The following is a 12,475-nucleotide window of genomic DNA, read 5'->3' on the forward strand; positions in this document are numbered from 1 at the left end:
GATGTAAAGAGTTCTTGCCGGACCGCCGGAGAGGGCGCCGGAGTACGGTAAACTCGCCGCACCCACGATGTCGCGCGAGTTGTGCCGCGCGCCCAGTTCACCAGGAATCGATGTCAGTCGAACGTATTCAGCAACAATTCCGCGACAGCGCCGCGCTTCACGCCGAAGCGGCCGACGCGCTGTCGCTGCCGATCGCAGCCGCGGTCGATGCGATGTTCGCCGCACTGGCGAACGGCAACAAGATCGTCGCGTGCGGTGACGGCCCGTCGGCCGCCGCCGCGCAGTACCTCGCCGCGTCGCTCGTCGGCGGTTTCGAGCGCGAGCGTCCGGGCCTGCCCGCGATCGCGCTGGCCACCGACGCATCGCAGGCCGGCCTCGCGGGCGCGGCGGCGGCCGAGCAGTTGTTCGCGCAGCAGGTGCGCGTGCTGGGCCAGACGGGCGACATCCTGCTGGTGCTCGACGCGCTCGGCGCTTCGCCGCGCGTGCTCGCGGCGATCGACGAGGCGCACGAGCGCGAGATGACCGTCGTCGCGTTGACGGGCGGCAACGACCACACGGTCGCGGCCGCGCTGTCCGATACCGATATTCCGATCAGCGTGCCCGCCGTTCGCGCGGCGCGCATCCACGAAGTCCATCTGCTGACCATCCACTGCCTGTGCGACGGCATCGACGCGATGCTGCTGGGTGAGGATTGAACGAAGGAGAGCCGTCGATGAATCAAAGCCGCGTCAAACAGACGCTCGTCAGAACCACGCTGCTCGCCGCGCTGACGGCGGGCCTCGCCGTGTCGCTGCAGGGTTGTGTGCTCGGGGTCGTGGGCGCAGCGGCCGGCGGCGGCGCGCTGATCGCGACCGATCGCCGCACGCTCGGCGCGCAGACGGAGGATCGCGAGATCCAGGTCAAGTCGCTCACGCAGATCAACAACGGGCTGCCCGACCAGTCGCACGTGAACGTGACGGTGTTCAACCGCCGCGTGCTGCTGACGGGCGAAGTGCCGAACGATGCGTCGAAGCAGCGCGCCGAGGAAATCGTGCGCGGCATCAACAACGTGAACGGCATCGTCAACGAGCTGTCGGTCGGGCCGGCGTCGTCGCTGTCGTCGCGCGCGAACGACTCGTACCTCGAAGGGCGCGTGAAATCGGAGCTGATCGCGACGAAGGGCATCTCGGCGAACTACTACAAGGTCGTCAGCGAGCGCGGCAATCTTTATCTGATGGGGCTCGTCACGGTCGATGAAGGCAATCGCGGCGCCGAAGCCGCGAGCCAGGTGCCGGGCGTCGAGAAGGTCGTGAAGGTATTCCAGTACGTGAAGCCGCAGGACGCGCAGGCGCTGCAGGACGCGTCGCCCGCGAGCGGCGCATCCGGCGCGCAGGCGGCTGCCGCCCCGGCGGACAGCGCGACGGTGGGCGCGGTGCCCGACGCGTCGGTGCAGTCCGCGCCGCTGCAGCCGCCCGCGCCGATCTCGAATTCGTCGAGCGTGCATCCGGGCAATCCGAAGGCGAAGGCGCAATGACGGGCAGGCAGATGACGCAGATCAAACGATGGATGGTGCAGGGCGCCGCGGCCGCGGCGCTCGTGGCCGGCACGCTGGGCGCCGCGCACGCGGACGTCGGCGACGGCCTGAAGGTTGCGCGCAGCAACGCGTGCATGGGCTGCCACGCGGTCGACCGCAAGCTCGTCGGCCCGTCGTTCAAGGATATCGCCGCGCGCTACAAGTCCGATCCGCAGGCCGTCGCGAAGCTGTCGAAGAAGGTGAAGGACGGCGGCTCGGGCGTCTGGGGCGCGATTCCGATGCCCGCGCATCCGCGCATGAGCGACGCCGACGTCCGGTCGGTGGTCGAATGGGTGCTGGCCGGCGCGCCGTCAAAGTAATGCGCTGCGGGTGACGTAACCCCTATTGCCAAGCGCGGAAATGCGTGTGTATGATGGTCGACTGTTGGGGCGGTAGCTCAGCTGGGAGAGCGTCGCGTTCGCAATGCGAAGGTCGGGAGTTCGATCCTCCTCCGCTCCACCAACGGAATTTGAAAGGCCCGATCGCGAGATCGGGCCTTTTTGTTTTCCCGCAGGACCGTGGTCGGCGCGCTAAGTCGCCAGTTCGTGGATCAACCTGAACGTCGGCACCGACAACACCGCGAACCCCACCGTCATGACCGCGAGCACGGCGGTCCTCTTCCGCAGCAGCGCGCAGACGACGATCGACAGCCCGCAGAACACGCAGGTCAGAATGACGATCCACCACAGCGCCGCATAGCCCGCCCCGCCTTCGAAATTCGATACGTTCTGCGTGATCCGGGTCGCGGCATACCCGGCGACGGTGATGCTCGCGGGCAGGCACAGCACCGAATACAGCACGAAAACGATGATCTGTCGCGGTGTCGGATCGGATGACGTCATGGAGCGCGTTCTGTTGCGGATGGACGGGGGCCCTCGACCGTCCGCCGCACGGGCCGATCAAGGCAGTCGGCAGGATGCGACCGTTTTCCATGTTTGGCAACCGCCACCGCCTGCCACCCCGTCATCCCGCCCTAAACTACCCCTAAACCCGCCCCAAACTCGGCCGCTTCGGATCGTACGTCCACCCCGGCACCAGATAACGCATCGCCACCGCATCGTCGCGCGCCGTACCGCCCACCGCGTTGTACAACGCATGCGCGGCCTCGACCTGCGCCATATCCAGCTCGATCCCCAGCCCCGGCCGCTCTGGCACGGCCACCTGGCCGCCGACGATCGCGAGCGGTTCGCGCGTGAGCCGCGCGTCGCCTTCCTGCCAGATCCAGTGCGTGTCGATCGCGGTGATCGTGCCGGGCGCGGCCGCCGCCGCATGCGTGAACATCGCGAGCGACACGTCGAAATGGTTGTTCGAGTGCGAGCCCCACGTGAGCCCCCAGTCGCGGCACAGCTGCGCGAGCCGCACCGAGCCCTGCATCGTCCAGAAATGCGGATCGGCGAGCGGGATGTCGACCGCCTGCAGCCGCACCGCGTGATCCATCTGCCGCCAGTCGGTCGCGATCATGTTGGTCGCGGTCGGGATCCCCGTCGCGCGGCGGAATTCGGCCATCACCTCGCGGCCCGAATAGCCGCCTTCCGGCCCGCACGGATCTTCCGCGTACGCGAGCAGGTGGCCTTGCCCGCGGCACAGCGCGACGGCCTCGTCGAGCGACCACGCGCCGTTCGGGTCGAGCGTCGTGCGCGCGTCGGGAAAGCGCGCCTTAATTGCCGCGATCGCTTCCATCTCGTCGGCGCCGGCCATCACGCCGCCCTTCAGCTTGAAATCGGCGAAACCGTAGCGCTCGACCGCGGCTTCGGCCTGCCGCGCGATCGCGGCCGGCGTCAGCGCTGCCTCGTTGCGTAGCCGGAACCAGGCGTTCGATGCATGGGCCTCGTCGCGATACGGCAGATCGGTGCGGCGCCGGTCGCCGATGTAGAACAAATACGCGAGCATCGGCACCGCGTCGCGCTGCTGGCCTTCGCCGAGCAGCGCCGCGACCGGCACGTCGAGGTGCTGGCCGAGCAGGTCGAGCAGCGCGGCTTCGATCGCGGTGATCACGTTGTCGAGCCGCAGGTTGATCTCGTGCGGCTGCCGCAGCACCGCCGCCTCGCCGGCCGACGTCACTTCGTGGCGGATCGTGCGGCCGGCACCGGCACCCGCGCCCCCACCGGACAGCGCCGCGCGCACCGCATTGAGCGTCGCCTGGTAGCGTCCGATCGACTGGCCGACCACGCGATCCGTCATGCGCTCGAGCGCGTGGCGGATCCCTTCGCCGCCCGGTACTTCGCCGACGCCCGTGTGTCCGCTGCTGTCGTCGAGGATCACGAGGTTGCGCGTGAAGTACGGCGCGTGCGCGCCGCACAGGTTGAGCAGCATGCTGTCGCGCCCGGCGACGGGAATCACCTGCATGCGCGTGACGCGCGGGGTGCCGGCACGGCTGGGTTCGGACATCGGTTCGCTCCTGGTTCCGTTGGCGCGCGGGCCGCCGGACGCGCCGGCGCAGCCCGCGCCGTTCATTGAAGCTCGACGCGGCGGATCTCGCCGACGACGAACAGGTAGCAGATCACGGCGACGAGCGCATGCGCGACGACATAGACGAGCGCGCCGTTGAACGAGCCGCTGCGGTCGACGATATAGCCGATCGCGATCGGCGTCGTGATGCTGGAAAGGTTGCCGCACGTGTTGAGCAGCGCGCCGCTCAGGCCGGCGATCTGGCGCGGCGCGGTGTCGGCGTTGACGGCCCAGCCGAGCGCGCCGAGCCCCTTGCCGAAGAACGACAGCGCCATGAACAGCACGACGAGCACATGCGAATCGGTGTAGTTGCAGACGATCATCGACATCGACAGCAGCATGCCGAACACGATCGGCACCTTGCGCGCGACCGACAGCGACCGGCCCTGCTTGAGCAGCGCATCGGACACGACGCCGCCGAGAATCCCGCCGAGGAACCCGCACACGGCCGGGATCGACGCGACGAGCCCCGCGTTGAGGATCGACATCCCGCGCGCCTGCACCAGATAGACGGGAAACCACGTGATGAAGAAGTAGGTGAGCGCGTTGATGCAGTACTGCGCGACGTACACGCCGACCAGCATCCGGTTTCTCAGCAGCGCCTTCACGTGACGCATCGACGGGCCGCCTTCGCGTGCGCCCGTCGCCTGGTCGATGTTGACGAGCGCGCCGCCTTCGGCGAGGTAGTCGAGTTCCGCGCGGTTGATGGTCGGGTGCGCCTTCGGGTCGTACATCGTGCGGTTCCACACCAGCACGAACGCGAAGCCGAGCACGCCCATCACCGCGAACACCGACTGCCAGCCGAACGCGTGCACGAGCCAGCCCATCAGCGGCGCGAACACGACGGTCGCCGCGTACTGCGCGGCGTTGAAGATCGCCGATGCGGTGCCGCGCTCGGCGGCCGGGAACCACGCGGACACGATCCGGCTGTTGGCCGGGAACGACGGCGCCTCGGCCGCACCGACCAGGAAGCGCAGCCCGAACAGCAGCGCGAACGCGGCCGCGCCGCCGAAGAAGCCGATCCCGCCCTGCAGCAGCGTGAACAGCGACCAGAAGAAGATGCTGAACGCGTAGACGATGCGGGATCCGTAACGGTCGAGCAGCCAGCCGCCCGGCAATTGCGCGATCACGTACGACCAGCCGAACGCGGAAAAGATGAAGCCCATCTGCACGTGGCTCAGGTGCAGCGAGCGGGCCAGCGCGGGGCCCGCGATCGCGATTGCCGCGCGATCCGCGTAGTTGATCGTCGTGACCGCGAACAGCACGGCCAGCACCAGCCAGCGCACGCGGGTGCGCCGGGCCGTTGCCGACGCGGACGCCGGCAATGCGTGAAGCGGATTCATGACTTGTCTCCTCCGAAGGGCGGAAGGCGCCGTCGAGCGGCACGCGCGTCGGGTGCGCGCGTAATGTAGTGATGCCGCCGGCGGAGGCCGGGCACCGGACGCCGAGGCAGGCAGAGCGTCCGGGCCATTCTGTCATGTCGATATTTGCGCTTTCATGCCAATTGCTGACTTGATCGATTCAGCATTTGAATCGATCGAATGAAGTGGGCGGTCATGCGCGTGCGTGGTCCGCGCCGGCGCCGTGATGGCGCGCCACGTGCTGCGCCAGAAACTCGACGGCGGCGCGCACGCCGGGCAACTGGCCGCGCCGATGCGGCATCAGCAGCGTCGTCGTGACGGTGCCCGCGCGCCAGCCGGGCAGCACGCGCACGAGCGCGCCGGATGCGAGCGCGGCGCCGGCGATCCAGTCGGGCAGGCACGCGAGGCCGAGACCGGCCGTTGCCGCCTGCAAGAGCAATGTCGATTCGTCGGCCTGCAGCCGCAGGCGCGGCGTCACGTCGACGGCATCGCCGCCGCGCTGCAGCCGCCATGGCTGCGGGCCCGGGTGAAGCCCGTCGTGCTGCGCGAGGTCGGCCGGCATGTCGGGCGTACCGGCCCGCGCGAGATAGGCTGGCGCCGCGACGACGACGATCGGCGACGCCGCGAGCGGCCGTTGCACGAGCGCGGAATCGGGCAACGGTGCGAAATGGCTGCGCACCGCGATGTCGAAGCCTTCCTGCGCGATGTCGACGAGGCGGTCGCTCGCATGGATCTGCAGCAGCAGCTTCGGATGCGCGATCGCCAGCGCCGGCAGGCACGGCGCGAGGATGTGCTGCGCGACCGGCACCGAGCTCGTGATCCGCACGACGCCGGCCGGCTCGGCGGCCTGCCGCAGCACCGCGTCGCGCGCGCTGTCGGCCTCGATCACGGCGGCGCGCGCATGCTCGAAGAATTCGGCGCCGACCGGCGTGAGCCGGAAGCTGCGCGACGTGCGATGCACGAGCCGCGCGCCGAGCGTGCGCTCGAGCTCGGCCACGCGCTTGCTGACCGTCGATTTCGGCAGGTCGAGCCGGCGCGCGGCCGCCGACATGCTGCCTGCGTCGACCGCCTGCACGAACAGGTAGAGATCGTTCAGATTCACTTCCGGCGTCCATATGGAGAAACGACGGGTTTCGATTTTAGCGACTACTGCGCCATCGTTCGCCATGGGAGCATGACTGCTCGTTCAACTTCCGCGGAATTCCCCGATGTCTCCGATCCTTCTCTACGGTATTCCCGCCGGCTGCTCGTTCGGCTCGATCGTCGCGCTCGAATGGACCGGCCGCCCGTACCGGCTGTCGCGCATCACGATGCCGGGCACTGTGACGAGCGACGCGTTCGTCGCGCTGAACCCCGTCGCCGAGACGCCGGCGTTCGTCACCGCGGCCGGCGACGTGCTGACCGAAAGCATCGCGATCCTCGGCCATATCGGCGCGCAGGCGCTCGACAGCGGCCTCGCGTTTCGCCAGGGCAGCGCGGATTTCGACCGGCTGAACCGGATGCTGGCATGGCTGAACACGACGTTCTTCAGTGCATTCGGTGCGCTCTGGTACGTGTACGAACACGACACCGAAGGCGCGGAGAAGGCGGCGCTGCAGGCGTACGGCCGCGGCAAGGTGCTGAAGGCGCACCGGCAGCTCGAAGCGCTGCTCGAACGCGGCGAAGGCCCGTGGCTGCTGGGCGCGCGGCGCACGCTGGCCGACGCGTACTTCACGGGAATCGCGCGCTGGGCCGACTATCACGCGGTGTTCGAGCGCGATGCGTTCCCGCGCGTCGCCGCGCTGCGCGCGCGGCTCGCCGACGATGCCGGCGTGCGGTTCGCGCACGCGATCGAGGAGAACCTGCCGCCGCCGGCGTCGTCGGCGTTCGAAGGGCATGTGTCGCTCGACGACGCGCTGGCCAGCGCGCGCGGGATCGTGGCGCGGGCACGGGCGACCTGATCGGCCGCGCCGGTCGCCAGGCAGGATTCGGTGGCGACGATTTTTTTACCCGGATAATATTGACATCCAATTAATACCCGGATGAAAATAGCGTCATTACGATTCCAGCCCCCGGGCGACCACGATGACCTCTTCCACGCTTCTTCCTTCGTACACGGCCTTCGACGGCCATCGGCGGCTCGCGTCGGGCCCGCTTGCGACGGTCGCGCTCGCGGTCCGGCAGGCGGCCGGCGACGCGACGCCCGGCACGATCCTGATCTTCGACGACGCGACCGGCCGCTCGATCGACCTCGACCTGCGCGGCACGGCGGACGACATCCGGGCGCGCTATGCGGCGCCGTCGGGCGACGCAGCGGGCAGCGCCGGCGAGCCGGCAGGCGCGGTCGCAGGCGAACAGCGCGGCCGCGGCCGGCCGAAGCTTGGCGTGGTGTCGCGCGAGGTCACGCTGCTGCCGCGCCACTGGGAATGGCTCGGCGCGCAGCCGGGCGGTGCGTCGGTCGCGCTGCGCAAGCTCGTCGAGGACGCGCGACGCACGCATGCGGCGGCCGACCGGCAGCGCGACGCGCAGGCGCGCGCATACCACTTCATGTCGGCGATGGCGGGCGACCTGCCCGGTTTCGAGGAAGCCGCGCGGGCGCTGTATGCGAACGATCCGGCGCGGCTGGCCGAACTGATCGCCGGCTGGCCCCACGACGTGCGCGACCATGCGCTCGCACTGGCGCGCGGCGATCTGCCGCCGGCCGCCGACGACTGCTGACGGAGCGCCGACGCGATGACCGTATTCGACCTGAACCGCGGCGCGATCGCGCCGGTCGCCGACGAAGTCGACGTCGTCGACCTGCGTGTGACGGGCGCCATTCCGCGCGAACTCGACGGCACGTTGCTGCGCAACGGCCCGAACCCGCCGGGCGGCCGCTTCGACGGCAACGACATGCTGTCGTGGTGGCCGGAGGCCGCGATGCTGCATGCGATCGCGTTCGACGACGGCCGCGCGGCCGGCTACCGGAACCGCTGGGCGCGCACGCGGCGCTGGGCCGCCGTCCATGCACCGGGGCAGGCGCCGCATCTGCCCGACACCAATCCGAACGTGAGCGTGCTGCAGCATGCGGGCGAATTGCTCGCGCTGGCCGAGGGCGGCGTGCCGCTCGCGATCACCGCCGCGCTCGATTCGTTCGGCGTGCCGACGCGGCACGCGGGCTTCGACGGCGCGATGACCGCGCATCCGAAGGTCGATCCGGTAACCGGCGAGCTGATCCTGTTTCGCGCGGACTGGCGCGCACCGTGGCTGCGCTACGGCGTCGCGGATGCGCTCGGCGTGCCGCGCGTCGATTTCGAGATCGAGCTGGGCGCGCCGTCGATGATGCACGACCTCGCGATCACCGAAACCCGCAGCCTGCTGCTCGACCTGAACGTCGGCTACGACTTCTCGCTGCTGAAGCAGGGCCACCGGATGCCGCTGCGCTGGCACGACGACCGGCCCGCGCGCATCGGCGTGCTGCCGCGCCACGGCGGCGACGTGCGCTGGTTCGGCGTCGAGCCGTGCTTCATCCAGCACGTCGTGAACGCGTACGACTGCGACGCGTCGTGCATCGTGCTCGACGCGGTGCGCTATCCGTCGTTCCTGCGGCTCGACGCGGGCACGGGCCGCTTCGCCGACAACCCGGTCGGCGAGCTGTGGCGCTACGTGATCGATACGGCGAACGGGCTGATCGACGAAGGGCCGCTCGCCGACGGCGGCATCGAGCTGCCGCGCATCAACGAAAGCCGGACCGGGCGCGGCTACCGCTATCTATATGCGGTCGAGCAGCCGAATAACGCGGAAATGCGCGGCGTGATGCGCTTCGACCACGCGCGCGGCACGACCACGCACTACGCGGTGCCGGCCGGCGACCAGAACGGCGAGCCGGTGTTCGTGCCGCGCCCGGGCGGCGCGGACGAGGACGACGGCTGGCTGCTGGTGATGGTCTACCGCGCGGCGACGGACACGAGCGACGTCGTGATCCTCGATGCGCGCGCGATCGACGCGGGGCCGGTCGCGACCGTGCACCTGCCGCGCCGCGTGCCGGCCGGGTTCCACGGCGCGTGGGTGCCGCGCGAACGTTGAACGTGCGCGTCGGCGGCGCGCGTCACTGCGCGCGCAGCGCGTCGACGATCTTCAGTCGTGCGGCGCGCATCGCCGGCAGGAACCCGCCGACGAGCCCCATCACGAGCGAGAACACGAGCGTCTTCACGACGATCGCGGGCGTCAGCACGAAGCGGAACGACAGGTCCGAGAAGGTCTGGAAATTGGTCGTCGAGAACGACGCGAACTGCATCAGCGACGCGCACGCGAGCCCCGCGACGCCGCCGACGAAGCCGAGCAGCAACGCCTCCAGCAGGAACGCGGCGAGCACGTTGGTGCGCTTGAAGCCGAGCGCGCGCAGCGTGCCGATCTCGGCCACGCGGTTCGCGACCGACGCATACATCGTGATCATCGCGCCGATCATCGCGGCGATCGAGAAGATCGTCGACAGCGTGATGCCGAGGATGTTGATGAACGTCGACAGCGCCTTCGACTGGTCGCCGTAGAAGGTCTGCTCGCGCTTCGCCTCGTCGGTCAGGCGCGGATCGACGTCGATGTCGGCCTTGAAGCGCGCGAAGCCGTCGGCGCTCGGGATGCGCAGCACCATCGACGAATAGCTGGTGCGCCGGAACGACTGCATCAGCTGGTCGACGTCGCCCCAGATCTCCGAATCGAAGCCGCTGCCGCCCGCGTCCAAGATGCCGACGATGGTCCAGTCGCGCTGCGCGAAGTGCAGGCGATCGCCGAGCTGCGTGCCGCTGAAGCCTTTCGCGATCGCGCTGCCGACGACGATCTCCGACGAGCCCGGCGCGAACGGGCGGCCGGCCACGAGCGTCACGTGCGGCCGCAGCGCGAGGCCCGCCGGCGACACGCCGCGGATCACGACGTTCGACGGCTTGCCGGTCGACGTCTTCACGAGCGAGATCAGCACCACGGCCTCCTTCGACACGAGCGGCCGGCCGTCGGGGCCGAGCGCGACGGCCGGATGCATCTCGAGCGCATTGGCCTGCTGATGGTCGATCGAACTCTGGATCTCGGTCTCGGCGCCCTTGCGGATCACCACCGCGTTGTCGGGTTCGCCGGTCGATACGAGTGTCTTCGTGAGCCCCGCATCGAGCATCTGCACCGTCGCGAACACGAAGATCACGAGCGCCATGCCACCGGCGGTCAACGCGGTGGTGAGCCGCCGGGTCCACAGGTTGCGTGCGATGTAGGTGAGCGGGATCGCCATGCGCGTCTCTATCCGATCGCCCGCAGGCCTTCGACCACGCGCACGCGCGCCGCCTGCCAAGCCGGCACGATTGCCGCAGCGAAGCCGACCGCGACCGAGCACGCGGCCTGCAGCACGACCGTCTCGGTCGACACCTTGAATACCGGGAAAATGCCGCCCGCCGCCTGCTTGAACAGGTTCGCGGCGGGCGGCGTCGCGAGCATCCCGAGCCCGCCGCCGACCACCGCGATCACGACCGATTCGCCGAACACGATCAGCGCGAGGAACCCGGGGCCGAAGCCGAGCGCCTTCAGCGTCGCGTATTCGGCCGTGCGCTCGCGCGCGCTCATCGCCATCGCGTTGGCCATCACGGCCATGATGATCAGGATCACCACGTACGACACGAGGCGGATCGCCGCGATGATCTGGTTCGACATCGCGACGAAGCCGAGCTGGAACGCCTGCTCGGTCTCGGTCAGCGTTTCGGCGAGCGAGTTCTTGAACACCGCGTCGACGTTGCGCGCGATCGACGCGCCGTCGTCGGGGTTCGCGACGCCGAGCACGAACACGCCGACCTGGTCGGCCTGCTTCGGCGTGCGCTTGCGCACCGTCTCGTTCAGGTAATCCCAGTGGAACACCAGTTGACGCGTGATCGTCGAGTCGTCGCGGCCGTCGAGAATCCCGCGCACGACGAAGTCCCACGTGCCCGGATAGATCGTGCCTTTCAGCGGAATCACGTCGCCGACCTTGAAGCCGAACTGCGTCGCGAGCTGGCGGCCGACGAGGCAGCCGCGGCGGTCGCGATCGTAGTCGGCGCGCTGCTGCGCCGGCAGGATGAATTCCGGATACAGGTCGAGATAGTTCTCCGACACCGCGAAGCTCGCGAAGAAGTTCTTCGGGTCGCGGTAGATGCCGCCGAACCAGTTCGAGCGGACCACGGCCGTCACGCCGTCGACGCCGCGGATCCGGTTCTCGTAGCTCACCGGCAGCGGAAACACCAGCGAGATCGCGTTGCGCGTGACGAGCCGGCCGCTGGACGCGGCGGCCGCGCCCGCATACCACGCGTCGACGACGGTGTGCAGCAGCCCGAACGCGAGCACGGCGATCGTGAGCCCGAGCACGGTCAGCAGCGTGCGCAGCCGGTGCCGCAGCGCGTTGCGCGCGATCAGCTTCAGCACGTACATCGCGCGCGCTCGCGTCGATCAGGCCGCGTGCCCATCGATCAGCTCCCCTTTTTCCAGATGGACGAGCGAGCGCGCGGCGCCGGCCGCGTGCGCGTCGTGCGTGACCATGATGATCGTCTTGCCGAGCTCGGCGTTCATCCGCTGCAGCATCGCGAGCACGTCGGTGGCCGATGCGCGGTCGAGGTCGCCGGTCGGCTCGTCGGCGACGATCAGCACCGGATCGGTGATCAGCGCGCGCGCGATCGCGACGCGCTGCTGCTGGCCGCCCGACAGCTCCGACGGATAATGGCTCGTGCGATCGCCGAGATTCACCATGTCGAGCACGAGCTCGACGCGTTCGCGCCGCTCGCGGCGCGACAGGTGCGTGAGCATCAGCGGCAGCTCGACGTTCTCGAACGCGGTGAGCACGGGCATCAGGTTGTAGAACTGGAAGATGAAGCCGACGTTCGCCGCGCGCCATTCGGCCAGTTGCGCCTCGGCGAGTTGCGAGATGTCGAGGCCGCCGACGCGCAGCTCGCCGCTGTCGGGCCGGTCGATGCCGGCCACGAGGTTCAGCAGCGTGCTCTTGCCGGAGCCCGACGGCCCCATCAGCGCGACGAAGTCGCCTTCGCCGATGTCGAGCGTGATGTCGGTCAGCACGGGCACGATCTGGTTGCCGCGCCGGTACGACTTCGCGACGTGGCTGAGCTCGACGAGGGGTGGCCGGGCGTCGTTCACG

The 12,475-nt window shown here is 69.3% G+C and carries 13 protein-coding genes and 1 tRNA gene; 7 read left to right on the top strand and 7 right to left on the bottom strand.

Translation table 11 applies throughout. The annotated features are described in order from the left end of the window. Positions 1–110: 110 nt before the first annotated feature. The 4 genes from GJG85_RS01355 (at position 111) to GJG85_RS01370 (ending at position 2,014) form a co-directional block, all read left to right on the top strand. Positions 111–695, top strand: coding sequence for an SIS domain-containing protein (locus GJG85_RS01355; RefSeq protein WP_050011838.1), 585 nt, complete (start codon positions 111–113; stop codon positions 693–695). Between the two features lie 17 nt (positions 696–712). Further along, entirely contained in the window at positions 713–1,513 is an 801-nt protein-coding gene (locus tag GJG85_RS01360) for a BON domain-containing protein (RefSeq protein ID WP_050011839.1), read from the top strand. After that, the gene (locus GJG85_RS01365; protein ID WP_050011840.1) at positions 1,510–1,872 is read left to right on the top strand and encodes a c-type cytochrome; all 363 of its coding nucleotides are present in this window, start codon (positions 1,510–1,512) and stop codon (positions 1,870–1,872) included. The genes GJG85_RS01360 and GJG85_RS01365 overlap by 4 nt, the downstream gene beginning before the upstream one ends. Before the next feature lie 66 nt (positions 1,873–1,938). Beyond that, positions 1,939–2,014, top strand: a tRNA-Ala gene (locus GJG85_RS01370). A 68-nt stretch (positions 2,015–2,082) separates the two neighbouring features. Here GJG85_RS01370 and GJG85_RS01375 read toward each other — a convergent pair. The 4 genes from GJG85_RS01375 to GJG85_RS01390 all read right to left on the bottom strand — a co-directional run bounded on the left by GJG85_RS01375 (position 2,083) and on the right by GJG85_RS01390 (position 6,529). Further along, entirely contained in the window at positions 2,083–2,394 is a 312-nt protein-coding gene (locus GJG85_RS01375; RefSeq protein ID WP_050011841.1) for a hypothetical protein, read from the bottom strand. A gap of 142 nt (positions 2,395–2,536) precedes the next feature. Continuing rightward, a complete protein-coding gene (locus GJG85_RS01380; RefSeq protein ID WP_050012093.1) occupies positions 2,537–3,940 on the bottom strand; it encodes an enolase C-terminal domain-like protein in 1,404 nt (467 codons plus the stop codon). Between the two features lie 62 nt (positions 3,941–4,002). Then, complete coding sequence (locus GJG85_RS01385; RefSeq protein ID WP_050011842.1) at positions 4,003–5,343, bottom strand: MFS transporter; 1,341 nt, start codon at positions 5,341–5,343, stop codon at positions 4,003–4,005. A 211-nt stretch (positions 5,344–5,554) separates the two neighbouring features. Further along, positions 5,555–6,529: a LysR substrate-binding domain-containing protein gene (locus tag GJG85_RS01390; protein WP_204383555.1), complete on the bottom strand. Its 975-nt coding sequence runs from the start codon at positions 6,527–6,529 to the stop codon at positions 5,555–5,557. 40 nt (positions 6,530–6,569) lie between these two features. Between GJG85_RS01390 and GJG85_RS01395 the strand changes: the two genes are divergently transcribed. The 3 genes from GJG85_RS01395 to GJG85_RS01405 all read left to right on the top strand — a co-directional run bounded on the left by GJG85_RS01395 (position 6,570) and on the right by GJG85_RS01405 (position 9,405). After that, positions 6,570–7,301 (top strand): glutathione S-transferase, encoded by a 732-nt coding sequence (locus GJG85_RS01395; RefSeq protein WP_050011844.1) that lies wholly within the window; start codon positions 6,570–6,572, stop codon positions 7,299–7,301. A 124-nt stretch (positions 7,302–7,425) separates the two neighbouring features. Continuing rightward, entirely contained in the window at positions 7,426–8,058 is a 633-nt protein-coding gene (locus GJG85_RS01400) for a DUF2239 family protein (RefSeq protein ID WP_124631746.1), read from the top strand. Positions 8,059–8,073: 15 nt separating this feature from the next. Then, the gene (locus GJG85_RS01405; protein WP_124631745.1) at positions 8,074–9,405 is read left to right on the top strand and encodes a carotenoid oxygenase family protein; all 1,332 of its coding nucleotides are present in this window, start codon (positions 8,074–8,076) and stop codon (positions 9,403–9,405) included. A 22-nt stretch (positions 9,406–9,427) separates the two neighbouring features. On the opposite strand, the gene GJG85_RS01410 is transcribed toward GJG85_RS01405, so the two are convergent. Genes GJG85_RS01410 through GJG85_RS01420 form a run of 3 tightly spaced genes read right to left on the bottom strand, consistent with a single transcriptional unit; the run spans position 9,428 to position 12,474 of the window. Continuing rightward, positions 9,428–10,594: an ABC transporter permease gene (locus GJG85_RS01410; protein WP_050011847.1), complete on the bottom strand. Its 1,167-nt coding sequence runs from the start codon at positions 10,592–10,594 to the stop codon at positions 9,428–9,430. Positions 10,595–10,602: 8 nt separating this feature from the next. After that, positions 10,603–11,757: an ABC transporter permease gene (locus GJG85_RS01415; protein WP_050011848.1), complete on the bottom strand. Its 1,155-nt coding sequence runs from the start codon at positions 11,755–11,757 to the stop codon at positions 10,603–10,605. Positions 11,758–11,775: 18 nt separating this feature from the next. Next, entirely contained in the window at positions 11,776–12,474 is a 699-nt protein-coding gene (locus GJG85_RS01420) for an ABC transporter ATP-binding protein (RefSeq protein WP_050011849.1), read from the bottom strand. Between the last annotated feature and the right edge of the window lies 1 nt (position 12,475).

The organism is Burkholderia sp. MS389 (assembly GCF_016899425.1).
GTDB classification, from domain to species: Bacteria; Pseudomonadota; Gammaproteobacteria; order Burkholderiales; family Burkholderiaceae; genus Burkholderia; species Burkholderia sola.

What these genes read in the sequence shown, in the direction of transcription:
- GJG85_RS01395 (WP_050011844.1), top strand. Translation starts at nt 6,570, where the DNA reads ATGTCTCCGATCCTTCTCTACGGTATTCCCGCCGGCTGCTCGTTCGGC.
- GJG85_RS01405 (WP_124631745.1), top strand. Translation starts at nt 8,074, where the DNA reads ATGACCGTATTCGACCTGAACCGCGGCGCGATCGCGCCGGTCGCCGAC.
- GJG85_RS01355 (WP_050011838.1), top strand. Translation starts at nt 111, where the DNA reads ATGTCAGTCGAACGTATTCAGCAACAATTCCGCGACAGCGCCGCGCTT.
- GJG85_RS01400 (WP_124631746.1), top strand. Translation starts at nt 7,426, where the DNA reads ATGACCTCTTCCACGCTTCTTCCTTCGTACACGGCCTTCGACGGCCAT.
- GJG85_RS01380 (WP_050012093.1), bottom strand. Translation starts at nt 3,940, where the DNA reads ATGTCCGAACCCAGCCGTGCCGGCACCCCGCGCGTCACGCGCATGCAG.
- GJG85_RS01365 (WP_050011840.1), top strand. Translation starts at nt 1,510, where the DNA reads ATGACGGGCAGGCAGATGACGCAGATCAAACGATGGATGGTGCAGGGC.
- GJG85_RS01415 (WP_050011848.1), bottom strand. Translation starts at nt 11,757, where the DNA reads ATGTACGTGCTGAAGCTGATCGCGCGCAACGCGCTGCGGCACCGGCTG.
- GJG85_RS01360 (WP_050011839.1), top strand. Translation starts at nt 713, where the DNA reads ATGAATCAAAGCCGCGTCAAACAGACGCTCGTCAGAACCACGCTGCTC.
- GJG85_RS01385 (WP_050011842.1), bottom strand. Translation starts at nt 5,343, where the DNA reads ATGAATCCGCTTCACGCATTGCCGGCGTCCGCGTCGGCAACGGCCCGG.
- GJG85_RS01410 (WP_050011847.1), bottom strand. Translation starts at nt 10,594, where the DNA reads ATGGCGATCCCGCTCACCTACATCGCACGCAACCTGTGGACCCGGCGG.
- GJG85_RS01375 (WP_050011841.1), bottom strand. Translation starts at nt 2,394, where the DNA reads ATGACGTCATCCGATCCGACACCGCGACAGATCATCGTTTTCGTGCTG.
- GJG85_RS01390 (WP_204383555.1), bottom strand. Translation starts at nt 6,529, where the DNA reads ATGGCGAACGATGGCGCAGTAGTCGCTAAAATCGAAACCCGTCGTTTC.